The organism is Pseudomonas sp. PvP028 (assembly GCF_017832255.1).
GTDB lineage: Bacteria > Pseudomonadota > Gammaproteobacteria > Pseudomonadales > Pseudomonadaceae > Aquipseudomonas > Aquipseudomonas syringae.
In genome coordinates this window covers 1,711,959-1,736,789 of record NZ_JAFIBL010000001.1, presented here as the reverse complement: position 1 = coordinate 1,736,789, position 24,831 = coordinate 1,711,959, and the positions used below count along the sequence as shown (strand labels likewise).

At 60.9% G+C, this 24,831-nt stretch carries 17 protein-coding genes; 12 read left to right on the top strand and 5 right to left on the bottom strand.

The genetic code is table 11. From position 1 onward, the window contains the following. Positions 1 to 12: 12 nt before the first annotated feature. From glnL to JOE34_RS07735, 3 genes are all read left to right on the top strand, one after another. Positions 13 to 1,098, top strand: a complete 1,086-nt coding sequence (glnL, locus tag JOE34_RS07745) for a nitrogen regulation protein NR(II) (protein ID WP_002555720.1) — start codon at positions 13 to 15, stop codon at positions 1,096 to 1,098. Continuing rightward, the gene (ntrC, locus tag JOE34_RS07740; protein WP_003413458.1) at positions 1,095 to 2,531 is read left to right on the top strand and encodes a nitrogen regulation protein NR(I); all 1,437 of its coding nucleotides are present in this window, start codon (positions 1,095 to 1,097) and stop codon (positions 2,529 to 2,531) included. Before glnL ends, ntrC begins: the two co-directional genes overlap by 4 nt. Before the next feature lie 105 nt (positions 2,532 to 2,636). Beyond that, complete coding sequence (locus tag JOE34_RS07735) at positions 2,637 to 4,430, top strand: amidase (RefSeq protein ID WP_209995428.1); 1,794 nt, start codon at positions 2,637 to 2,639, stop codon at positions 4,428 to 4,430. 144 nt (positions 4,431 to 4,574) lie between these two features. Here the strand turns inward: JOE34_RS07735 and mgrA are convergent, their stop codons facing one another. From mgrA to JOE34_RS07715, 4 genes are all read right to left on the bottom strand, one after another. Continuing rightward, positions 4,575 to 5,612, bottom strand: a complete 1,038-nt coding sequence (gene mgrA, locus JOE34_RS07730) for an L-glyceraldehyde 3-phosphate reductase (protein WP_209995426.1) — start codon at positions 5,610 to 5,612, stop codon at positions 4,575 to 4,577. Between the two features lie 81 nt (positions 5,613 to 5,693). After that, positions 5,694 to 6,629, bottom strand: coding sequence for a sulfonate ABC transporter substrate-binding protein (locus JOE34_RS07725; RefSeq protein WP_010406116.1), 936 nt, complete (start codon positions 6,627 to 6,629; stop codon positions 5,694 to 5,696). A 100-nt stretch (positions 6,630 to 6,729) separates the two neighbouring features. Continuing rightward, positions 6,730 to 8,055: an LLM class flavin-dependent oxidoreductase gene (locus tag JOE34_RS07720; RefSeq protein ID WP_209995424.1), complete on the bottom strand. Its 1,326-nt coding sequence runs from the start codon at positions 8,053 to 8,055 to the stop codon at positions 6,730 to 6,732. Between the two features lie 34 nt (positions 8,056 to 8,089). Then, the gene (locus JOE34_RS07715; protein ID WP_209995422.1) at positions 8,090 to 10,405 is read right to left on the bottom strand and encodes a TonB-dependent receptor; all 2,316 of its coding nucleotides are present in this window, start codon (positions 10,403 to 10,405) and stop codon (positions 8,090 to 8,092) included. A 171-nt stretch (positions 10,406 to 10,576) separates the two neighbouring features. On the opposite strand from JOE34_RS07715, the gene JOE34_RS07710 reads away from it, so the two are divergent. Continuing rightward, entirely contained in the window at positions 10,577 to 11,623 is a 1,047-nt protein-coding gene (locus JOE34_RS07710; protein ID WP_003383910.1) for a LacI family DNA-binding transcriptional regulator, read from the top strand. Between the two features lie 205 nt (positions 11,624 to 11,828). On the opposite strand, the gene betT is transcribed toward JOE34_RS07710, so the two are convergent. Continuing rightward, positions 11,829 to 13,784, bottom strand: a complete 1,956-nt coding sequence (gene betT, locus JOE34_RS07705; protein WP_205902143.1) for a choline BCCT transporter BetT — start codon at positions 13,782 to 13,784, stop codon at positions 11,829 to 11,831. Between the two features lie 650 nt (positions 13,785 to 14,434). On the opposite strand from betT, the gene hutU reads away from it, so the two are divergent. The 8 genes from hutU to hutI all read left to right on the top strand — a co-directional run bounded on the left by hutU (position 14,435) and on the right by hutI (position 24,822). After that, on the top strand, positions 14,435 to 16,132 hold the full coding sequence (gene hutU / locus JOE34_RS07700) for a urocanate hydratase (RefSeq protein ID WP_025167978.1): 1,698 nt from the start codon (positions 14,435 to 14,437) through the stop codon (positions 16,130 to 16,132). A 113-nt stretch (positions 16,133 to 16,245) separates the two neighbouring features. Further along, a complete protein-coding gene (locus JOE34_RS07695) occupies positions 16,246 to 17,214 on the top strand; it encodes an ABC transporter substrate-binding protein (protein ID WP_003413481.1) in 969 nt (322 codons plus the stop codon). Positions 17,215 to 17,287: 73 nt separating this feature from the next. Continuing rightward, the gene (locus tag JOE34_RS07690; RefSeq protein ID WP_003343849.1) at positions 17,288 to 18,139 is read left to right on the top strand and encodes a proline/glycine betaine ABC transporter permease; all 852 of its coding nucleotides are present in this window, start codon (positions 17,288 to 17,290) and stop codon (positions 18,137 to 18,139) included. Continuing rightward, the gene (locus JOE34_RS07685; RefSeq protein ID WP_003396818.1) at positions 18,136 to 18,966 is read left to right on the top strand and encodes a glycine betaine/L-proline ABC transporter ATP-binding protein; all 831 of its coding nucleotides are present in this window, start codon (positions 18,136 to 18,138) and stop codon (positions 18,964 to 18,966) included. The genes JOE34_RS07690 and JOE34_RS07685 overlap by 4 nt, the downstream gene beginning before the upstream one ends. A gap of 12 nt (positions 18,967 to 18,978) precedes the next feature. Beyond that, positions 18,979 to 20,520, top strand: a complete 1,542-nt coding sequence (hutH, locus tag JOE34_RS07680) for a histidine ammonia-lyase (protein ID WP_010406079.1) — start codon at positions 18,979 to 18,981, stop codon at positions 20,518 to 20,520. Between the two features lie 54 nt (positions 20,521 to 20,574). Further along, the gene (hutH, locus tag JOE34_RS07675; RefSeq protein ID WP_032659307.1) at positions 20,575 to 22,122 is read left to right on the top strand and encodes a histidine ammonia-lyase; all 1,548 of its coding nucleotides are present in this window, start codon (positions 20,575 to 20,577) and stop codon (positions 22,120 to 22,122) included. Between the two features lie 102 nt (positions 22,123 to 22,224). Further along, complete coding sequence (locus JOE34_RS07670) at positions 22,225 to 23,601, top strand: amino acid permease (RefSeq protein WP_010406071.1); 1,377 nt, start codon at positions 22,225 to 22,227, stop codon at positions 23,599 to 23,601. Positions 23,602 to 23,616: 15 nt separating this feature from the next. Further along, positions 23,617 to 24,822, top strand: a complete 1,206-nt coding sequence (hutI, locus tag JOE34_RS07665) for an imidazolonepropionase (protein WP_032659305.1) — start codon at positions 23,617 to 23,619, stop codon at positions 24,820 to 24,822. The last annotated feature ends 9 nt before the right edge of the window (positions 24,823 to 24,831 follow it).

The following is a 24,831-nucleotide window of genomic DNA, read 5'->3' as shown; positions in this document are numbered from 1 at the left end:
TCAACACGATTCATGACTATCAGCGATGCGCTGCACAGACTGTTACTGGATAACCTGACCACTGCCACCATTCTGCTCAACGCTGACCTGCGACTTGAGTACATGAACCCGGCGGCGGAAATGCTGCTGGCCATCAGCGGGCAGCGCAGCCATGGGCAATTCATCAGCGAGCTGTTCACCGAGTCGGCCGAAGCATTGAGTTCGCTGCGTCAGGCAGTCGAACAGGCTCATCCTTTTACCAAGCGCGAAGCGATGCTCACCGCACTGACCGGTCAGACCCTGACGGTCGACTATGCGGTGACGCCTATCCTCAGCAAGGGCGATACCCTGCTGTTGCTTGAAGTACACCCGCGTGACCGGCTGTTGCGCATCACCAAAGAAGAAGCTCAGTTGTCCAAGCAGGAAACCACCAAGATGCTGGTGCGTGGCCTGGCTCACGAAATCAAGAATCCGCTGGGCGGCATTCGCGGAGCCGCACAACTGCTGGCCCGCGAGCTGCCTGAAGAAAGCCTCAAGGACTACACCAACGTCATCATCGAAGAGGCCGACCGCCTGCGTAATCTGGTCGACCGCATGCTCGGCTCCAACAAGCTGCCATCGCTGGCGATGACCAATGTGCACGAAGTGCTTGAGCGCGTGTGCAGCCTGGTCGAGGCCGAAAGCCAGGGCTGCATCACCTTGGTGCGCGACTACGACCCGAGCATTCCCGACGTGTTGATCGACCGCGAGCAAATGATCCAGGCCGTGCTCAATATCGTGCGCAATGCCATGCAGGCCATCAGCGGCCAGAACGAATTGCGCCTTGGCCGGATCACCCTGCGTACCCGCGCCATGCGCCAGTTCACCATCGGCCACGTTCGCCATCGACTGGTGAGCAAGATCGAAATCATCGACAACGGCCCCGGTATTCCGGCAGAGCTTCAGGAAACCATTTTCTACCCCATGGTCAGTGGCCGCCCGGACGGTACGGGATTAGGTCTTGCCATTACCCAGAACATCATCAGCCAGCACCAGGGTCTGATCGAGTGTGACAGCCATCCCGGCCACACCACGTTCTCGATCTTCCTGCCGCTGGAACAAGGAGCAGCTTCGACATGAGCCGTAGTGAAACTGTCTGGATCGTAGACGACGATCGTTCTATCCGCTGGGTACTGGAAAAAGCCTTGCAACAGGAAGGCATGACCACGCAAAGCTTCGACAGCGCCGACGGGGTGATGAGCCGTCTGGCCCGTCAGCAACCGGACGTGATCATTTCCGACATCCGCATGCCGGGTGCCAGCGGTCTGGACCTGCTGGCGCGGATTCGCGAGCAGCATCCGCGTCTGCCGGTGATCATCATGACCGCCCACTCGGACCTGGACAGCGCCGTGGCGTCCTATCAGGGCGGCGCGTTCGAGTACCTGCCAAAGCCGTTCGACGTCGATGAAGCCGTGTCGCTGGTCAAGCGCGCCAATCAGCACGCTCAGGAACAACAGGGCCTGGACGTTGCACCGACGCTGACCCGCACCCCTGAAATCATTGGCGAAGCGCCAGCGATGCAGGAAGTGTTTCGCGCCATCGGCCGTCTGAGTCACTCCAACATCACGGTGTTGATCAACGGTGAGTCGGGTACCGGTAAGGAACTGGTCGCTCACGCATTGCATCGCCACAGCCCGCGTTCGGCCTCGCCGTTCATTGCGCTGAACATGGCGGCGATCCCCAAGGACCTGATGGAGTCCGAACTGTTCGGGCATGAAAAAGGCGCCTTCACCGGCGCGGCCAACCTGCGCCGCGGACGTTTCGAACAGGCCGACGGCGGCACGCTGTTTCTCGATGAAATCGGTGACATGCCCGCCGACACCCAGACCCGTCTGTTGCGTGTCCTGGCGGATGGTGAATTCTACCGGGTCGGCGGTCACACACCGGTCAAGGTCGACGTGCGCATCATTGCCGCCACCCACCAGAATCTGGAAACCCTGGTGCAGGCCGGCAAGTTCCGCGAGGACTTGTTCCACCGCCTGAACGTGATCCGCATCCACATTCCGCGCATGTCGGACCGTCGCGAAGACATCCCGACCCTGGCCAAGCACTTCCTCAGCCGCGCGGCTCAGGAACTGGCGGTCGAACCCAAGCTGCTCAAGGCCGAGACCGAGGAATACCTCAAGCATCTGCCGTGGCCTGGCAACGTGCGTCAGCTGGAAAACACCTGCCGCTGGATCACGGTCATGGCGTCGGGTCGTGAAGTGCACATCAGCGACCTGCCGCCGGAGCTGCTGAGCCTGCCGCAGGACGCCGCGCCGGTCACCAACTGGGAACAGGCGCTGCGCCAGTGGGCCGATCAGGCCTTGTCTCGCGGTCAGTCCAGCCTGCTGGACAGCGCCGTGCCGACCTTCGAGCGGATCATGATCGAAACCGCCCTCAAGCACACCGCCGGCCGCCGCCGCGATGCCGCCGTGCTGCTGGGCTGGGGCCGCAATACCCTGACCCGCAAGATCAAGGAACTGGGCATGAAGATCGATGGCGGGGATGACGACGAGGCTGACGAAGGCTGAGCCGTCCTCAAGACATTCACTGCCATTTCTGACAGTTACCCGCAACGCCCGTTAATGATTAGCTTCTTTTGACTCCACTCGAGGAGTCATAAGGAGCTGATCAATATGGAAAGTGCATTACTCGGCGAACCTGACGCCCGACAGCACGCCAACAATTTACGTTTGCTTGCGGCACTGCCGCGTGGTGCAGGCATTGAACGACGCGAGCGGATTGTTGACTACGAAATCGTCGAACTCGCCGCACTGCTGCGCGAAGGCAACCCGCAAAGACTGACCGCCGAGCAGGTGCTAGTCGAATACTGGAGCCGCATCACCCGGTTCAACGGCCCGCAAGAAACCTACGGCGATAACGGTAAATACAACGCTTTTGTGCGGCTGGAAGATTTCTCGACACTGTTGGAGCAGGCAAGACTCGCCGATCAATGGCTGACGACTCCAGACGATCAACGCGGCCCGGCGCCTCCGTTGTGCGGAATTCCCTTCGGTATAAAAGACTCTTTCGCCATTCAGGGCCTTGAAAGCAAAAACGGCACTCAGGCCTTTTCCGGCAACCTGGCATTACGTGATGCGACATGCGTAGCCCGGCTGAGGGCTCAGGGCGCTCTTATTATCGGTCATACCATCTGCTCCGAACTCTCGACCTACACGGTCGGCCAGTTTGCCGGGAACGCGTGGGATCCGATACGTACGCCGGGCGGGTCCAGTCAGGGCTCGGGGGTCGCCCCGATTGCACGGCTGTGCGCCGCAGCGCTGGGCGAAGAGACGGCCGGCTCGATTATCATTCCTGCGGCTGCGAATGGCGCCAGCGCAATAAAACCATCGCTGGGACTGGTGTCTGGCGCCGGCGTGATGCCCCTGCGAAGCGGCTGGGACGTGGTCGGCCCCATGGCCCGTTCGATCCGCGATGCGTCGCTGATACTGTCCATAATTGCCGGCCCTGATGGAGAAAACGACCCGCAAAGTCTGTCGGCCCCATCGATAGGCGAGCAGCTTTCCATTACCCCGACCCCCGGTTCTCTTCCTCTGGCAGGGCTGACCATAGGCATTCCGCAGACGGACTGGATGTCGTCGTCCGGTCACCCCCCTGCGCAGTCTTACGACGAGGACTACAGCGCAGCGTTTATCAGGTTCAAGGATCAGCTTGAGACGCTGGGTGCAAGGGTCATCGACTTTCCTTGGCTGGATGCTGAAATTCTTGAAAACATTCCTTACTCCTCGCCAGACCCCATTCATGACGTGCTGGACAGTGACGGCAGCATTCTGATGAGAGTCAACGCCCAAGCCGTGACCAGTTACGCCAACCAACTGGAAACCCGGCACTGGTCGGCCGTACGTGACTTTGCAGACGTGTTGGAGAATCAAGACGACAGAGACTATTTGCTACGAAGATATCCGGAGTTATTCGATCAGGTTGCCTCACTCATTCCAGTGGGGATCAGACTCGAAGCAGAGAACAGACGCCGTCTACAGCAGGGGCATTTTGAAAAGGCCCTGAATGACTATCAGATTGACTTCATGATGGTGCTGCCGCTCGGTGCTCACGTCGGCGAGCGGGCAGGCGCACTGGTGAGGACACTACCGGTACAGCGCATGTACTTCGATATGCCCAACGCGCTGGCCTGGCCCATGCTGACACTGCCCATCGGCCATGGCGCGACCGGCGTCCCAAAGCAATTACCCGTTACGGCGGCGTTCTGGGGCAGGCGCTTCAGTGAACCACTGCTCGTGCAGGCCGCCATCGACTTTCAGACGCACTATTCCGAGTATCACACCAAAGCGCCGCCAGACCCGGATTTCGCCGCGCCCGTAGCGTTTCATCTCTGGACGCTGGACGAAATCCCTTGGCAGTACTCAGCCGATCCGCTGGTCATTGCCGAGGGCAGAAGGAAAAAATCATGAGGACCTCTTTCTTTGTTATCCAGTGGAAGCCACTAAATAACCCGGCGTTGCTGCCCGTGCAGGCGAGTGAGCCGCCAGATGCATTTTTCAACGTCCGATGGCGGCCCACGCAAGGTCTGAGTTATTACCCGGAAACGGCTGTGCTTACTCAGCCAGAGAAGGTTTTTCCCACAGGTTGATCCCGCCTTCTACCGCAAAGCTGTCGATCTCGGTCAGTTCTTCGGGGCTGAACGCGAGGTTCTTCAGCGCGCCGACGTTTTCAATGATCTGCTCGGGACGGCTCGCACCGATCAACGCTGAGGTCACGCGCGGATCGCGCAACGTCCAGGCCAGGGCCATTTGTGCCAGGCTCTGACCGCGACGCTGGGCGATTTCGTTGAGCGCGCACACGTGGGCGATGTTCTGCTCGGACAGGTGCGAAGCCTGCAGCGAGCCGCCCCCCGGACGATTGACCCGCGCATCCTTGGGCACGCCGTTCAGGTATTTGTCCGACAGCAGCCCTTGGGCCAACGCAGTAAACGCGATTACGCCAGCGCCCAGCTCCTCGGTAGCGTCGAGCAAGTCTTTCTCGACCCAGCGGTTAAGCAGATTGTAAGCCGGCTGATGAATCAGCAGCGGTACTTTCCACTCTTTGAGCAACGCGGCTATTTCGCGGGTCTTGGCCCCGGAATACGACGAAATACCGATGTACAACGCCTTGCCCTGCTGAACCGCGGTAGCCAACGCGCTGGCGGTTTCTTCCAGCGGAGTGTCCGGGTCGAAACGGTGGGAATAGAAGATGTCGACGTAATCGAGGCCCATGCGTTGCAGGCTCTGATCAAGGCTGGCGAGCACGTATTTACGTGAACCACCGCCCTGCCCGTACGGCCCTGGCCACATGTCCCAGCCGGCTTTGCTGGAGATGATCAATTCATCACGGTAGTGCTTGAAGTCTTCGCGCAGCAGACGGCCGAAGTTGATCTCGGCGCTGCCGTACGGCGGGCCATAGTTGTTGGCCAGGTCGAAATGATTGATGCCCAGATCGAACGCCGTGCGCAGCATGGCGCGCTGGGTGTCGATCGGCGTGCTGTCACCGAAGTTGTGCCACAAGCCCAAAGACAGTGCCGGAAGCACCAGCCCGCTGCGGCCGGTACGGCGATAAGGCATGTCTTCGTAACGATTTTCGGCAGCGATGTAGGTCATTGAATCCTCTCTTGTCTGGGGGATATTCGAGGCGTCTTGATTGCGTTTGCGAACAGGTGAGGCCTGTTCGCAACGCCGGAATCATGGCTTTTGCCAGACAACCTGCTGAATGTCGACCCGCTTGGGTATCAAGTGGTTGTCGTAAAACAGATCAGCGGTCGCCTGCTGCGCGCGTATGATCTCCGGCGTGATCGGCAGGCTGGGTGATACAGGCCGATGGTCAAGATACTGAGTCATGACCGCTTCGGACAAGCCCATGCTGCGCGCCAGTATCTGAATACTCTCGGCACGCTGCGAGCGCGACAGCCCATCGGCAACTGTCAGTTCGTCGAGCACCTGCTGCACGAGCGCTGCATTTTCCTCGGCAAACGCCCGCCGTGCGGTATAGAACGGCCCGGACAATCCAAGCCCCTCGCCGTTGGCCAGCAGACGAGTGTGGCCTTCGCTCATGGCGATGGAGTAGTAAGGGTCCCAGATAGCCCAGGCATCGACACTGCCGTTTTCAAAGGCAGCGCGGGCATCGGCAGGGGTCAGGTAGATTGGCTGAATATCCTTGAACGTCAGGCCTGCTTTGTTGAGCAAACGCAGCACCACGTTATGCGAGCTGGAGCCTTTCTGCAGAGCGACCTTGCGGCCTTTCAATTCTGCGACGCTGTGCACCGGGCTTTCGTTGCGCACCAACAGGGTTTCCACCTGCGGCTTGGGTGGCTCGGCACCGATGTAGACCAGGTCGGCACCTGCGACCTGGGCGAAAATCGGCGGGATGTCGCCGGTGGAGGCGATGTCCAGGCTGCCAATGTTCAGCGCCTCCAGCATCTGCGGCCCGGCCGGAAACTCGACCCATTTGATTTTCTTCTGGGGAAAACGCTTTTCCAGCAGGCCATGTTCCTTAGCCAGCACCAGCGTGATCGAACCCTTCTGATAGCCGATGCGAAGGGTGTCAGGCTCGTCGGCAGCAGCTGTACCGAACAGGCCGCTAAAGGCCAGAATGGCGGCGATAAACGTAAATGATTTCATGGGTAATCCCTTAATTCTGTATAAAAATCTGCCTTTGATTCTGGCCGAAGGCCGTGGGAGCCCGCTTTCTGCGCTCATCAGGACTTGCATGCGGCAACGATCAAAATCTATAAGCAGGCCGTTGCAAGCCCAGGTTTTCACGCAAGGTCGTACCCTCATACTCGGTGCGAAACAGCCCGCGCCGCTGCAGCTCCGGCACCAGCAGCCTCGCGACATCTTCGAGACCGCCCGGCAGGTGCGGCACCAGCACATTGAAGCCATCCGCCGCGCCTTGCTCGAACCAGCGTTGCAACTCATCGGCTATCTGCTCCGGCGTGCCGATCAGGCTGTAGTGCCCTCGCCCACCGGCAATCCGTCGCCCCAGTTGCGCCAGGGTCAGGTTTTCCTGATCGGCCAGCTCGGTGAGCAGTTTCTGCCGGCTGCGCTGGCCGCTGTCGGTCAATGGCAATTCCGGCAGCGGGCCGTCCAGCGGGTAGCCCGACAGGTCGAAATTGCCCAGCATGCGGCCCAGCAGAGCGACCCCGACCCGAGGCTCGACCAGCTCCTGAAACGACTCGAATTTAGCTTTCGCCAAGGCTTCGGTTTCGGCCACGACGATGAACACGCCGGGCATGATTTTCAGAGAATCGACGGCCCGCCCGTAAGCACTCAGACGGTCCTTGAGGTCAGCGTAGAAAGCTTGCGCACTGGCCAGCGAGGTCTGCGCGGTGAATACCACTTCCGCCGTCTGCGCCGCCAGATCACGTCCGACTTCCGAGGAACCGGCCTGCACCACAACCGGCTGACCCTGCGGCGAACGCGCGACGTTCAGCGGACCCTTGACGCTGAAGTGCTCGCCCTGATGATTAAGCACATGCAGTCTGCCCGGATCGTAGTACTCGCCACTGGCCTTATCGCGGGTGAAAGCGTCGTCTGCCCAACTGTCCCACAGGCCGGTCACCACCTGATGAAACTCTCGTGCGCGGCTATAGCGCTCGGCGTGCCCCACATGCTCGGCGCGACCGAAGTTCTGCGCTTCGGCGGCGGCATCCGACGTCACCAGATTCCAGCCCGCTCGCCCACCGGAGAGATGATCCAGCGAGGCGAACTTGCGGGCTACGTGGTACGGCTCGTTGTAGGTGGTGGTCGCTGTCGCGATCAGACCGATATGCTCGGTCACCGCGCTGAGTGCTGAGAGCAGGGTCAGTGGTTCGAAATGATCGGAGCGCGCCATGCGGCTGGCGATATCACCCGTCGCGGCAGCCAGGCTGTCGGCGACGAACAGTGCATCGAATTTTGCCGCCTCCGCGACCCTGGCCACGTGCCGGTAATGCTTGAAATCCAGCCCTGCATCCGCAGGCACCTCCGGGTGCCGCCAGGCAGCGACATGGTGCCCGGTGGCCATCAGGAAAGCGCCCAGTTTCATCTGTCGAGCAGTCGTGCTCATACCTCACTCCTTACGTGTTGCCTGGGGTCTCGGCTCAAAAATCCTTGCGTAACTGCACGCCGAAATAACGCTCGTCATCACGCGGTACGGATCGGTAAACGTAATTCCCGCCGGTGGCGAGCATTGGCGAATAGGACTTGTCGGCCAGGTTCTTGCCCAGCAGTGCAACGCGCCAGCCGCTGTTGTAATCCGCCAGTGCCACGCTGGCGTTCCAGATGCCGTAAGCGCCCTGTTTGGTGTCCGGGTTCTGGCTGATGTCGTACTGCACTTCGCTCTGCCAGCTGTAATCGGTGCCCAGTTCGATATCCAGGCCATTGTCCAGCGGGATGGTGTAGTCGGCGCGAACGTAGCTTTTCCAGTCTGGGCTGTATGGCAGGGTCTTGCCGTCGACGTTGCAGGACGCCGCCGCACCGGCCGGGCAGGCAAAGCTGTCGATGCGTGCTCTGGTGTAGGACAGCGCCCCGGAGAATTTCAGGTTTCGGGTGGCTTGCAGGGCGTAATCCAGCTCGACCCCTTCGGTACTGACGCTGCCGGCGTTGATCAGGCGCGTCACGACCTGTCCAGCAACACTGTCGAAGAAGTTCGCCTGATAGTTGTCGTACTCGCTGTGGAACACCGCCAGGTTGGTGGTCAGGCGATTGTTCCAGGTGGTGGCCTTGAGGCCGACCTCCCAGGTGTTCGAGGTTTCCGGCTTGAGCGCCTCGGTGTCACGCGGCTGCATGTTGAAGAACACGTTGTAAGCCGGGCCTTTATAGCCGCGCGAGTAGGTGATGTAGGTCATCACACTGTCGCTCAGGTCGTACTGCAAACCGAGACGCCCGGACTTGCCGTCTTCATCCACCGAGCCGGAACTGCTGGTCGCTGGCTGAATGCCGCTGACGGTCGTAGCCGATGTCGATACGCGGCGATGATCGTATTCCAGATCGTCATGGGTCCAGCGTGCCCCGGCAATCGCTCGCAAGTCCGGTGTGAAGTTGAACGTGGTTTCACCGAACACCGAATAACTGTCGGTGGTGGTGCTGTAGTCGGCGACGCCGCGATCCTGAGTCGTCGGCGTGATGAGCGTGCGCTGATAGGTCTCGTCGCTCTTGCCGTGCATGTAAAACAGACCGCCGACGTATTCGACAAACTGGCCTTTCGGCGACGCCAGACGCAGCTCCTGGGAATACTGGTTGAACGCCAGATCGCCCTTGTCTTCGGTGCCGGGGAACGCCGCAGTGACAGTGCCAAGCCGGTCGCCGTCCTGATACTGCGTGTTGTCCCAGCCCCGCCAGGCTGTAATGGAAGTCAGGGTATAGTCGCCCAGTTGCCAGTCGAGCTGACCGGACAGGCCTTTGTTGACGTCCTCGACATGGCTACGGTAATCGCTGACGACATTGCGGTTATCGCTGTCGGCACGTAGCGGCGCCAGGGCACTGGCGAAGGACGGGGTCAACGCCTTGGTTACCACCCCGTTGGGCGCGTCGTCATGGGACTGCATGTAGTCCGCTGCGAGGGTGAAGGTGATGTCGTCATTGGGCGTGAATTCCAGCTTGCCGCGTGCGCCCTTGCGGTTGTAGCCGTTGACTTCCTGACCATTGAGCTTGTTATCGACATTGCCGTTATAGCTGCCGAACAACGTCGTGATCGAGCCTTTGAGGGTCTGCGGAATCAGGCTGCCGCCAATGCCGAAACGGGTGCGGCTTTCATTGCCGCTGTAATAGGACTGATCGATGTAACCGTGAGTCTCTTCGGTCGGTGCCTTGGTGGTGACGTTGAGCACGCCCGCCGAAGCGTTCTTGCCGAACAGCGTGCCTTGCGGGCCGCGCAGCACTTCGATGCGTTCCAGGTCGAGCAAGTCCAGCGTGGCCTGACCCGGACGCGCATACACCACACCATCGATCACCGTGGCCACCGTCGGTTCGACGCCTGGCGAGGTGGAAATGGTGCCGACACCGCGAACGAACAGCGAAGTGTCCTTGTTGGAAGCACCGGTGCGGAAATTCAACGATGGCACCTGCTGCACGATGCTGGCCACGCCGTTACGGTTATCGCGCTCCAGTTGTTCACCCTCGATCACGGACACGGCGACCGGTACTTTTTGCAGCGATTCTTCGCGGCGTGTGGCGGTCACGGTCACCGATTCCAGCGCTACTGTTTCTGTGTTCTGCCCTGCCGCTGTCTCTGCCATGGCCGGAACACACGGCAATGCCGTCAGCCCCATCAGCAACCACCCACAACGGCGCCCCCGCGCCGTATGAGCCTGATCGATCGCCTGCGCCAGAAGCGTGTGTCTGACGCCATCCCCACCTGTTGTGTGCATCTGCGTGCCTACCTGAAATATGCCCTGATCCGACAGTGCGATGCGCACTGGCGCCTATGCGTGCTGACTAAACCGGGTCCGGGCATTCGCGGTGGCGAGTAGCAGACAAACCATCTTTGTTAGCGCTAACATCGTCAGTATCAGGAAACGACTGATAGATCGTCCAATACTGAAAAATTAGTTTTATATTCTTTTTACTTTTATGCGAAGTGATCGACCATGGCCGACGAGAAGCCTCTGATACGCAAACGCCGAGGCGCAGGCCGGGTGACGATCACCGCCGTGGCGCGTCAGGCAGGGGTGTCGGCCATTACCGTGTCGCGCTATTTCAATCAACCGGAACAGGTTTCGTCCGAACTGCGCGAGCGGATTGCGAGCACAGTCAGTGCACTGGGCTACGTGCCCAATCTGGTTGCAGGCGGCCTGGCATCGGCACGTAGCCGGGTGGTAGCGATGGTAATTCCCAACATCTCCGGGCCGATCTTTGCCAATACCATTCAGGGCTTCAGCGACACACTGAGCCGGCACGGTTTCCAGTTGCTGCTGGCGTCCAGCTACTTTTCCGCAGAGCAGGAGGAAAGCGCAGTGCGGGCGTTCCTGGGCTGGTCACCGGCGGCACTGGTGCTGACCAGCCGCTTTCACAGCCCTGCTACCGAGAACATGATCGAGCAGACCGATGTTCCGGTGATCGAAACCTGGGACCATCAACCCGACCGCAGCCCGATCCAGATCGGCTTTTCGCACTACGACGTCGGCGTGATGGCAGCCCGTTATCTGCATGACAAAGGCTACCGGCGCATCGCATTCGTACAGAACAGCATCGCGGGCGACTTCAGCGCACTGGAGCGTCGCGACGGCTATGCCGCAACCGTGGAAGGGCTAGGTATCACGCCGTGGGTTTTCGTCCCGGACGCGGATCGAGCGCCCTTCGAGGCTGGCAAACAGGCGATGGACACCCTGATGAACCAAGCGCCCCGTCCTGACGCGATCTTCTTCGCCAACGACAACCTGGCAGCCGGCGCCCTGCTCGCCAGCCAGCGCGCAGGCCTGAGCATTCCACAGGATTGTGCCGTGATGGGCTTTGGCGATTACGCCTTCGCAGAAATGATGCTGCCCAGCCTGACCACCATCAAACCACCCGCCCTGCAGATCGGCGTAATGGCTGCCACGCGGGTGCTTGAAAGCCTCGGTGTATTACCGGTAGAGGGAGAAATACAACGGCTGAACCTGCTGGAGTGCAGCCTGGTGGAACGGGAGAGTACCTGAGCCCGGCGCAATTTCGAGCCTGCGCTGGAGCGTGAGGAACGATAGTCGCCCGTAAGAACACCATCGTGCCCATGCGTGGGTATGCCGTTCTGGACGCTCCGCGTCCTATTCTGAACATAGGGCGCGGCGCAGATGTGTGACGCGGCGCGTCAAGCACGGCATTCCCACTGTGGCGTGAGGAACGATAGATGTCCTCAAACCCCGATCAACGCACCAGATGCAGGAACTGCATATGCCGTTCGTACTGATCGAGCACGTCGTTGATGACTTGTTCCTTGGTGTAACCCACCAGGTCGTAGTCCTGACTGCCCTCGCTCAAGTGCACCTCGGCGCGGTAGTAGCGGCGGTTGTTCAATTGCTTGGAGCCCATGCCGCCACGGGCGAACGACGGGGTGAAGAAGCCTTTCATCTGCACCTGGTAAATGAACGGACGTTCTTCACCATGACCGATTTCCAGGGTCACCGAGTCGTTGGACGGGTCAGGTACGTTGACCACATTCAAGCCCTTCTCGACGAACACCGCCGTCACTTCTTCAATCGCCGGACGCACGGTCTGATCGAGGAAACGGTACACCTCGTCTCGCGACGGGTAATGCACCGCCTGGCTCAGACGCTGACGCCAGCCGCCGCGTCGTGAACCGGACACTGGCGCCAGCGAGTACAACTGGGCGATCTTGCGCTGCGACTCCATGACGAACGCCTTGTGCAGCCCCCACATCATCAGCAACAGAATCAACGAGAATGGCAACGACGTCAGCACCACGGCCGATTTCAGCGCATCGATGCTGCCCGAGAACAACAGGCCACTGGTGATCAGCGCCGTGGCCACACCCCAGAACACCCGCAGCCATTTCGGACCGTCTTCGTCAGGGTTGCCGCCTTTGGCTGACAGTGTCGACAGCACCACCGTGCCCGAATCGGCCGAGGTGACGAAGAACACGAAGCTGATGAACACCGTGACCGCAATGACTGTCTTGCTCCACGGATAGGTTTCCAGCAGCAGGTACAGGGTCATCGACGGATCGTCGATAGCCGACTGACCCAGCGCAGTCATGCCATGGTTGAGCACTTGATCGATGGCGCTGTTGCCGAAGATCGACATCCACGCCAGGGTGAAACCCAGCGGGATCAGCAACACACCGAAGACGAACTCGCGGATGGTACGGCCACGGGAGATGCGCGCAATGAACAGGCCTACGAACGGCGCCCAGGCAATCCACCAAGCCCAATAGAACACCGTCCAGCCGCCCAGCCAGTCACTCGGCTCGTTGTAGGCATACACGTCGAAACTCTTGCTCGGCAGTGCGCCCAGGTAGTCACCGATGTTCTGCACCAGCGTGTTGAGCAAATGCTGAGTCGGGCCGGCAAACAGTACGAACAGCAGCAGCGCACAGGCCAGCAGCATGTTGATGTCGGACATGACGCGTACGCCCTTGTCGACCCCGGCGATCGCTACCAGAATCGCCGCGCCCATCATCAGGGTGATCAGGCCGACCTGAATCCAGTGGGTGTGCGCCACGCCGAACAGGTAGTCCAGACCGGAATTGAGGTGCAGCACCCCGAAGCCCATGTCTGCGCCGAGCCCGAAGATGGTCGCAATGATGCCGAAGCCATCGACGGCATAGCCGATAGGGCCATTGATGCGTTTGCCGATCAGCGGATACAGCGCCGAGCGCAGGGCCAGCGGCAGGTTATGGCGATAAGCGAAATAGGCCAGCGCCATACCGACGAACGCGAACACGCCCCAGCCATGCAGACCCCAGTGCAGAAACAGCAACTGCATGCCCTGGCGTGCTGCTTCAGCGGTACCGCCCTCGCCCTGCGGTGGCTGCAGCAGGTGCGTCAGGGGTTCTGAAACGCAGAAAAAGAACAGCGTGATGCTGATGCCGGCGGCAAACAGCATGCCGGCCCATGACAGGTAACTGAACTCGGGTTCGTCGTGGTCGGCACCGAGCTTGATCTTGCCGAAGCCCGACAAGGCGGTGACCACCACGAAGACCAGGTACAGGGTCATGACCATCATGTAGTACCAGCCTACCGTGTTGGCCGCCCAGTTTTGCGCCGCCAGCAGCCATTCGCCGCTGGCTTGCGGGAACGCGATCACGACGATGCCGAAAATCAGAATAAAACTCGCGGCGAAATAGAACACTGGAGCATTCATGCGAACCATGCCGCTTGAAGAGGAACTCGAAGAACTCATCGGTTGAGTGCCTCCGGACTGATAAAACCAATTGCAAAAAGCGGATACGGCAAGGGTAAGCCTCCTGTTGTGAGCGGGCAGCGAACCACCGGTTTAACTTGAACGAGCGTTCAATTTAAACATGAAAACACCCGCGAGACCTAATCGCAGGCCGGTGAATGCTGGCTCAGGCCTGGGTATGACGCGTGCTCGAGCGGGTTCGTTCCCACGCTAAAGAGGCCATTTTCAGCCCCCCAAACGCGCTGTTTGCAAACATCCGCAGCACTTTGATTCCGGTCTTAACGCGATGCACACCCTCCTCGCACCAATCTGTTACCTGCCGCCCCAAAACTGCGCAAAAAGTCATTCAGGTAACAGAACAGCGCTCCTCTCGGGCCAATGCTTGCGCGCTGACCAAAACCCGCAAGGCTCCGGAAATAAAGCCTTGCAGGCCAATTCGGCGGCTTAAAAACAACAGCAGCGAAAAGTTGGTCTTTTGATTGCATATGCTTGTATGTACAAGTAGAGACAGGCTAAACACTCTGCCTTCTACCCAACTGAATCGGCCTGCTTCGCCAGGCGCTGTTCGCCCTTCATCGGGGTGGTTCGAATTGATCGCCGAGGATTTTTTTGTGACCGAGAATAATCAAGACCTGAAGCAGGACTGGACCCGCCATCGCGAAGGCGTCGTACGGGCTGCACGCGGTACTCAATTGACCGCCAAGAGCTGGCTGACCGAAGCGCCGCTGCGCATGTTGATGAACAACCTCGACCCGGAAGTTGCCGAAAACCCCAATGAGCTGGTGGTTTACGGTGGCATCGGTCGCGCTGCGCGCAATTGGGAGTGCTACGACAAGATCGTCGAAAGCCTCACTCAGCTCAACGATGATGAAACCTTGCTGGTGCAGTCCGGCAAGCCGGTCGGCGTATTCAAGACCCACAGCAATGCCCCGCGCGTGCTGATCGCCAACTCCAACCTGGTGCCGCACTGGGCCAGTTGGGAGCACTTCAACGAACTGGATGCCAAGGGCCTGGCCATGTATGGTCAGATGACCGCCGGCAGCTGGATCTACATCGGTAGCCAGGGCATCGTGCAAGGCACTTACGAAACCTTCGTCGAAGCCGGTCGCCAGCACTATGACGGCAACCTTAAGGGTCGCTGGGTGCTGACCGCAGGCCTGGGCGGCATGGGTGGCGCGCAGCCGCTGGCCGCGACATTGGCCGGGGCCTGCTCGCTGAACATCGAATGTCAGCAGAGCCGCATCGATTTCCGCATCAAGACCCGCTACGTCGACGAACAGGCCGCTGATCTCGATGACGCACTGGCGCGTATCGCCAAATACACGGCCGAAGGCAAAGCCATCTCCATCGCCCTGTGTGGCAACGCGGCGGATATCCTGCCGGAAATGGTCCGTCGCGGTGTGCGCCCGGACATGGTCACCGACCAGACCAGCGCCCACGACCCGCTCAATGGCTACCTGCCCAAAGGCTGGACCTGGGACGAGTACCGTGCCCGTTCGGTGAGCGAGCCGGCCAGTGTGGTCAAGGCGGCCAAACAGTCGATGGCCGAGCACGTCGAAGCCATGCTCGCCTTCCAGCAAGCAGGCATTCCGACCTTTGACTATGGCAACAATATTCGCCAGATGGCCAAGGAAGTCGGCGTCACCAACGCCTTCGATTTCCCGGGCTTCGTCCCCGCCTACATCCGTCCGCTGTTCTGCCGTGGCATCGGGCCGTTCCGCTGGGCCGCGCTGTCAGGTGACCCGCAGGACATCTACAAGACCGACGCCAAGGTCAAAGAACTGATTCCGGATGACGAGCACCTGCACAACTGGCTGGACATGGCCCGCGAACGCATCAGCTTCCAGGGCCTGCCGGCGCGTATCTGCTGGGTCGGCCTGGGTCAACGCGCCAAACTGGGCCTGGCCTTCAACGAAATGGTCCGCAGTGGCGAGTTGTCGGCACCGGTAGTGATCGGTCGTGATCACCTGGACTCCGGCTCGGTCGCCAGCCCCAACCGCGAAACCGAATCCATGCGTGATGGCTCTGATGCCGTCTCCGACTGGCCGCTGCTCAATGCCCTGCTCAATACCGCCAGCGGTGCGACCTGGGTCTCGCTGCACCACGGTGGCGGCGTGGGCATGGGCTTTTCGCAGCATTCCGGCATGGTGATCGTCTGCGACGGCACCGATGAGGCCGCCGAGCGTATCGCCCGCGTATTGCACAACGACCCGGCTACCGGGGTGATGCGTCATGCCGATGCCGGCTACGAAATCGCTATCGACTGTGCCAAAGAGCAGGGCTTGAACCTGCCAATGATCGGACGTTGAAAACGTTGTCGGTCATCGGGCCGACATACGTCGGGGACGGGCATGAGCATGCCCACGGGCCGGATGCCTACTTGAAGCTGCCGTCATCCATTTCAGGCTTAGGAGCATCGACAATGAATATGAAAAAGGCCCTGCTGACCACATTGGTATCCGCTGGCCTGCTCGCCAGCGCGGGCGCAAGTCAGGCGGCCGGCTGGTGCGAATCAGGCAAGCCGGTGAAATTCGCCGGCCTCAACTGGGAAAGCGCGATGCTGCTGACCGACATTCTGCAGGTGGTTCTGGACAAGGGTTACGGCTGCACCGTTGACGCCCTGCCCGGCAATTCCATCGCCATGGAAAACGCCTTGGGCACCAACGACATCCAGATCTTTGCCGAAGAATGGGTCGGCCGCAGCGAGGTCTGGAACAAGGCCGCCGCTGCCGGCAAGGTGGTCGGTGTCGGCGCGCCGATCGTCGGCGCAGTGGAAGGCTGGTACGTGCCCCGCTACGTGATCGAAGGCGATGCCAAACGCAAGCTGGAGGCAAAGGCACCCAACCTGAAATCCATCAGCGACCTGGCCCAGTATTCAGCCGTGTTCAAGGATCAGGAAGAGCCTGGCAAGGGGCGCTTCTACAACTGCCCGGCCGGCTGGACCTGTGAGCTGGAAAACAGCGAAATGCTCAAGAGCTACGGCCTGGAAAGCAAATACACCAACTTCCGCCCAGGCACCGGCCCGGCGCTGGATGCGGCGATTCTGTCCAGCTACAAACGTGGCGAGCCGATCCTGACCTACTATTGGTCACCCACGCCGCTCATGGGTCAGGTAGACCTGGTGCGTCTGGAAGAGAAAGCCGGGGTCAACAAGACGATCGATATCAAGGTCGGCGTGTCCAAAGTGTTCCACGATGAGGCCCCTGAATTGGTCGCCATCCTGGAAAAGGTCAACCTGCCGATCGACCTGCTCAACCAGAACCTGGGGCGCATGGCCAAGGAACGCATCGAATCGCCGAAGCTGGCGAAGATTTTCCTGAAAGAGCACCCCGAAGTCTGGCACAAATGGGTCAGCGAAGACGCCGCGAAGAAGGTGGACGCTTCGTTGTAAACGACCGGGCTGTCGGACCGAACGGTTCGACAGCCCTGTCGTTGACCCGACACACCTCATTTGAGAGCCGCTTATGTTTCCTGAAAGCTTCACTTTCTCGATCGCCAACTGGGTCAACGATGGCGTCGACTCACTGGTCACGCAGTACGGCGATGTGTTCCGGCACATCTCCGACACCCTGCTATGGGCCATCGTCAACCTCGAAGGCCTGCTGCGCATGGCGCCGTGGTGGCTGATGCTGATGATCGTCGGCGGCATTGCCTGGCACGCGACACGCAAGATCGTCACGACGCTGGTCATCGTCGGCCTGCTGTTTCTGGTCGGTGCGGTCGGGTTGTGGGACAAGCTGATGCAAACCCTGGCGCTGATGCTGGTCGCCACGATCATCGCGGTGCTGATCGGCATTCCGCTGGGCATCCTTTCGGCACGCAGCAATCGTCTGCGCTCGGTGCTGATGCCGCTGCTCGACATCATGCAGACCATGCCCAGCTTCGTGTACCTGATCCCGGTGCTGATGCTGTTCGGTCTGGGCAAGGTTCCGGCGATCTTCGCCACGGTGATTTACGCCGCGCCGCCGCTGATTCGTCTGACCGATCTGGGCATTCGTCAGGTGGATGGTGAAGTGATGGAAGCCATCAACGCGTTCGGCGCCAATCGCTGGCAGCAACTGTTCGGTGTGCAACTGCCGTTGGCGATGCCGAGCATCATGGCCGGGATCAACCAGACCACCATGATGGCGCTGTCGATGGTGGTGATTGCCTCGATGATCGGTGCACGCGGGCTTGGTGAGGACGTTCTGGTGGGCATTCAGACCCTCAACGTCGGGCGCGGGCTGGAAGCGGGCCTGGCCATTGTCATTCTGGCGGTCGTCATCGACCGTATCACGCAGGCCTATGGCCGCCCACGGCATGAGGCGCACAAATGAGCAGCGTGGAACCGAACAAAATCGTCGTCAAAAACGTATTCAAGATCTTCGGCAACCGCTCCAAGGAAGCACTGCAACTGATCAAGCAAAACCAGAGCAAGGACCAGGTGCTGGCCCAGACCGGCTGCGTGGTCGGGGTCAACGACCTGTCGCTGTCGATCGGCAGCGGCGAAATCTTCGTCATCATGGGCCTGTCCGGCTCGGGAAAATCGACGCTGGTGCGTCACTTCAACCGGCTCATCGACCCCACCAGCGGCGAGATTCTGGTCGATGGCGAAGACATCCTGCGTTACGACATGGAGGCCTTGCGCCAATTCCGCCGGCACAAGATCAGCATGGTGTTCCAGAGCTTCGGCCTGCTGCCGCACAAAACCGTGCTGGCCAACGTGGCCTACGGCCTGACCGTGCGTGGCGAAAGCAAGGCGCTGTGTCAGGAACGCGCGCAGCACTGGATCACCACCGTAGGCCTCAAGGGCTATGAAAACAAATACCCGCACCAGCTTTCCGGCGGCATGCGTCAGCGTGTAGGTCTGGCCCGCGCACTGGCGGCCGACACCGACATCATTCTGATGGACGAAGCATTCAGCGCCCTCGACCCGCTGATCCGCGCCGAGATGCAGGACCAGTTGCTGGAGCTGCAAGCCAGTCTGCACAAGACCATCGTGTTCATTACCCACGATCTGGACGAGGCCGTGCGCATCGGCAATCGCATTGCGATCCTCAAGGACGGGCGATTGATTCAGGTCGGTACGCCGAAAGAAATCCTCCACTCGCCCGCCGACGATTACGTGGATCGTTTCGTTCAGCGCCGCGTAGCCACCCTTTAAGGACCGTTGCAGATGTCGCGAGCAGAACAGATCGTCATCGGTGAAGCACCTGCGGGATGGCAGGACGTGGTCGCGGTGGCCCGACATGGCGCAAAACTGGCCCTGTCGGATGCTGCCTGGGCACGGATCGACAACGCTCAGGCCATCGTGCAGCGCATCGTCGTCAGTGGCGAGCGTGCCTATGGCGTGAACACCGGGCTCGGCGCGCTGTGCAATGTGTCACTGCAAGGCGACCAGCTCAGTCGCCTGTCGCGCAATACCCTGCTCAGCCACGCCTGCGGCGTCGGTGCGCCACTGGCCGACGAGCAGACCCGTGCAATCATCTGCGCCGCGATTCTCAACTACAGCCAGGGCAAGTCGGGCATTCACCGGCAAGTGGTCGAAGCGCTGCTGGCCCTGCTCAACCGGGGCATCACGCCGCAAGTACCGGCGCAGGGCTCGGTGGGTTACCTGACGCACATGGCGCACGTCGGTGCTGCGTTGCTGGGCATCGGCCAGGTCAGCTATCGCGGGCAGATCGTCCCGGCCGAGCAGGCCCTGAATGAAGAAGGTCTGGCTCCGGTTATTCTCGGCGCCAAGGACGGATTGTGCCTGGTCAACGGCACACCGTGCATGACCGGCCTGAGCTGTCTGGCCATTGCCGATGCCGAGCGCCTGAGCCAATGGGCCGACGTAATCGGCGCGATGAGCTTCGAAGCCCTGCGCGGCCAGCTGGACGCGTTCGATGCAAGCATCCTCGCCCTCAAGCCGCATCCGGGCATGCAACAGGTGGGCAAGAACCTGCGCGCGTTGCTGGCCGGCAGCGACGTGCTCGCCAGCAGCGAAGGCATTCGTACTCAGGATGCGCTGAGTATTCGCTCGATTCCCCAGGTGCATGGCGCCACGCGCGACCAACTGGCTCACGCCACTCGCCAGGTCGAGATCGAGCTCAATTCAGTCACCGATAATCCGCTGCTGCTCGGCACGCCCGAGGCTTTCCGGGTGGTGTCCCAGGCCAATCCACACGGCCAGTCGGTGGCCATGGCGGCAGACCTGCTGTGCATGGCGATGGCCGAGCTGGGCTCGATCGCCGAACGACGCCTGGACCGCCTGATCAACCCGATGGTCAGCGGCCTGCCTGCGTTTTTGGTTACCCAGCCGGGGGTCAACTCGGGAATGATGATCGTCCAGTACGTCGCCGCTTCGCTGTGCGCGGAAAACCGCCAAATGGCGCAACCGGCAGTGGTCGACAACTACGTGACTTCCGGTCTGCAGGAGGATCACCTGAGCCTGGGCACCAGCGCTGCGCTCAAGCTGCACAAGGTACTGGGCAATACCACGCAGATTCTGGCCATCGAGTATTTGCTCGCGGCCCAGGCATTCGAATTTCTCAAGACACAGGGTTTTGGCGTGGGCACCGGTGCCGCGTGGCGACTGCTGCGCGAGCGCATCCCGGCCTATGACGAAGACCGCTGGCTGGCTCCGGACATCGCCAGCAGCGCGGCCCTGATCAAAGACGAAGCGTCGCTGGAAAGGGTTTTCCAGCACTGCCGTAACAACGCGGCAGGCCTATAAAAACAGCGTATGGCCACAAGCCGTCGCTGACATTCATCAAGGAGTAGCAGCATCGTGACCACCTTATCTGCCAAGACGCTGAACCTGATCCCCGGCCAACTGACCCTGGCGCAACTGCGCGATATTTATCTGCAGCCGGTCAGCCTGACGCTGGACAGCAGCGCAGACCAGCAGATCGACGACAGCGTCGCCTGTGTCGAGCGCATTCTGGCCGAGAACCGCACCGCCTACGGCATCAACACCGGCTTCGGCCTGCTGGCTTCGACGCGGATTGCCAGCGAAGACCTGGAAAACCTGCAGCGTTCGCTGGTGCTGTCGCATGCGGCCGGTGTCGGTCAGCCAATCAGCGATGAGCTGGTGCGTCTGATCATGGTGCTCAAGGTCAACAGCCTGAGCCGCGGCTTCTCGGGCATTCGGCGCGTGGTCATCGACGCTCTGATTGCGCTGATCAATGCCGAGGTCTACCCGCATATTCCGCTCAAGGGCTCGGTCGGTGCTTCCGGCGACCTGGCGCCGCTGGCGCACATGTCGCTGGTGCTGCTGGGCGAAGGCAAGGCGCGCTACCAGGGCGAATGGCTGAACGGCGTCGATGCGCTGGCGGCTGCCGGGCTGCAACCGCTGACCCTGGCGGCCAAGGAAGGGCTGGCACTGCTCAACGGCACGCAAGTGTCTAGCGCCTACGCATTGCGCGGCCTGTTCGAAGGCGAAGACCTGTTCGCGGCAGCCCTGACCTGCGGCTCGCTGACGGTTGAAGCGGTGCTCGGCTCGCGCTCGCCCTTCGACGCGCGCATTCATGCCGCACGCGGTCAGCGCGGGCAGATCGATGCAGCGGCCTGCTACCGCGACCTGCTGGGCGAAAGCAGCGGCGTGTCCGAGTCGCACCGCAACTGCGACAAGGTTCAGGACCCTTACTCGTTGCGCTGCCAGCCACAGGTCATGGGCGCGTGTCTGACCCAGCTGCGTCAGGCCGCCGAGGTGCTGGAAATCGAAGCCAACGCGGTGTCCGACAACCCGCTGGTGTTCGCCGCCGAGAACGACGTCATATCCGGTGGCAATTTTCACGCCGAGCCGGTCGCCATGGCGGCGGACAACCTCGCGCTGGCCATCGCCGAGATCGGCTCGCTCAGCGAACGGCGCATTTCGCTGATGATGGACAAGCACATGTCGCAGCTGCCGCCCTTCCTGGTGGCCAACGGCGGCGTCAATTCCGGGTTCATGATCGCGCAGGTAACCGCCGCCGCACTGGCCAGTGAAAACAAGGCATTGGCCCACCCGCACAGTGTCGACAGCCTGCCGACCTCGGCCAATCAGGAAGACCATGTGTCGATGGCCCCGGCCGCCGGCAAGCGCTTATGGGAAATGGCAGAAAACGTTCGCGGGATTCTTGCCGTAGAATGGTTGGCTGCCTGCCAGGGTCTGGACTTGCGTGAGGGCCTGAAAACCTCTCCGAAGCTGGAGCAAGCCCGCAGCCTGTTGCGCAGCAAGGTCCCGTTCTATGAAAAGGACCGCTTTTTTGCACCGGACATCGAAGCTGCCAGTCAGCTGTTGTCCTCCACTTGCCTGAACCCGTTGGTTCCTGCACGTCTGCTACCCAGTCTGTGATGCACCGCGAGCCTGGCAGGGCTCGCTTTGGTCATCGCTGCGGGAGGCCGGATGCAGGCGTTCTCGCAGCTATTGCCATACCTGTAATGAAATGGACCTGAAATGACGTCACAAGATGGTTTGAAACGCGGGTTATCCGCCCGCCACATCCGCTTCATGGCCCTGGGCTCTGCCATCGGTACAGGGTTGTTCTACGGCTCGGCCTCGGCGATTCAACAGGCCGGGCCTGCTGTACTGCTGGCTTACCTGATCGGCGGCGCGGCGGTGTACATGGTGATGCGCGCGCTCGGCGAAATGGCGGTCCACGACCCGGTGTCCGGTTCGTTCAGCCATTACGCCACGCGCTATATGGGCCCGCTGGCCGGCTTCGTGCTCGGCTGGACCTACGCGTTCGAGATGATCATCGTCTGCCTGGCCGACGTGACCGCATTCGGCATCTACATGGGCTTCTGGTTTCCGGAAGTACCCCGCTGGATCTGGGTGCTGGGTATCGTCTTTCTGATCGGCGCGCTCAACCTGTGCAACGTGAAAGTCTTTGGTGAAACCGAGTTCTGGCTGTCGATCCTCAAGGTCAGCGCCATCGTGGCGATGATCGTCGCAGGCTTCGGCATCATGATCTTCGGTATCGGCAGCTCGGCCAGCGGCAGCGAAATCGGCATCAGCAACCTGTGGGAGCATGGCGGCTTCATGCCCAACGGCGTCACCGGTCTGATCGCCTCGTTCGCAGTGGTGATGTTTGCCTTCGGCGGCATCGAAATCATCGGCATTACCGCAGGCGAAGCGAAGGACCCGCAGCGCAGCCTGCCGCAGGCGATCAATGCCGTGCCGCTGCGCATTCTGCTGTTCTACGTGCTGACACTGTTTGTGCTGATGTGCATCTACCCGTGGCCGCAGATCGGCACGCAGGGCAGTCCGTTCGTGCAGATTTTCGATAACCTGGGCATCGCTTCGGCGGCGACCATCCTCAACATCGTGGTGATCTCGGCGGCCGTGTCGGCGATCAACAGCGACATCTTCGGCGCAGGCCGCATGATGTATGGCCTGGCCCGTGAAGGTCAGGCGCCCGCCAGTTTTGCCCGCGTGTCGCGCCATGGCGTGCCGTGGATGACCGTGCTGGTCATGGGCATCGCGTTGCTGGGCGGCGTGCTGCTCAACTACCTGATCCCCAAGGATGTGTTTCTGCTGATCGCTTCGCTGGCCACCTTCGCCACCGTGTGGGTCTGGCTGATGATTCTGCTGACGCAGGTCGCCATGCGCCGCTCGATGAACCGCGAGGAAGCGGCACAGCTGAAATTCGCCGTGCCGTTCTGGCCTTACGGGCCTGCGGCCGCCATCGCCTTCATGCTGTTCATCTTCGGCGTGCTGGGCTACTTCCCGGACAACCGTGCAGCCTTGATCGTCGGCGCAATCTGGATCGTGCTGCTGCTCATCGCCTACGCTGTGTGGGTCAAGCCCAAGGCGCTCAACAACACTCATTGATCAACGAGGCCTGGAATGAAAACGCTCTGGAAAAACTGTCACATCGCAAGCATGGCGCACGGCAAATACTCGATCATCGAGCATGCCGCCATCGTGACCTCCGGAGCGCTCATCGAGTGGATCGGGCCTCAGGCCGAGCTGGCCGAGCCGGAACATGACAACTGCATCGATCTGGGCGGTGCATGGGTCACGCCCGGCCTGATCGATTGTCACACCCATACGGTGTTCGGCGGCAACCGCAGCGGCGAGTTCGAACAGCGTTTACAGGGCGTGAGCTACTCCGAGATCGCCGCAGCGGGCGGCGGTATTGCCAGCACGGTGCGTGCGACGCGCGACGCCAGCGAGGATGAGCTGTACGCCAGTGCCGAGCGCCGTCTGCGGCATCTGCTGAAAGACGGCGTCACGACCGTCGAGATGAAGTCGGGCTACGGGCTGGACCTGGAAAACGAGCGCAAGATCCTGCGGGTGATCCGGCGTCTGGGCAACACCCAGCCAGTCACCATTCGCGCCACGTGCCTGGCCGCCCATGCGCTGCCACCGGAGTACGCCGACCGCGCCGACGATTACATCAATCACATCTGCAACGACATGCTCCCTGCGCTGGCAGCCGAAGGGCTGGTCGATGCGGTGGATGCTTTCTGTGAATACCTGGCGTTTTCGCCTGCGCAGGTCGAGCAGGTGTTCATTACCGCGGGGCAGTTGGCGCTGCCGGTCAAACTGCATGCCGAGCAGCTGTCGTCATTGGGCGGATCGAGCCTGGCTGCGCGCTACAAGGCGCTGTCGGCGGATCATCTGGAGTTCATGACCGAAGACGACGCCATCGCCATGGCCGCTGCCGGAACCGTCGCGGTGCTGCTGCCGGGGGCGTTTTACTTCCTGCGCGAAACACAATTGCCGCCGATGGACGCGCTGCGCAAGCACGGCGTGCCTATCGCGATTTCCACCGACCTCAACCCTGGCACCTCGCCAGGCCTGTCATTGCGCCTGATGCTGAACATGGCCTGCACGCTGTTTCGCATGACGCCCGAAGAAGCACTGGCGGGGGTGACGTTCAATGCCGCCAAAGCGTTGGGCATGAGCGCGACGCATGGCTCGCTGGAGGTTGGCAAGGTCGCGGATTTCGTCGCCTGGAACATCGAACGACCGGCTGATCTGGCCTACTGGCTGGGCGGCGATCTGGACAAACGTATCGTGCGCCACGGCGTCGAATCATCGATCTGAAGGAGAGCC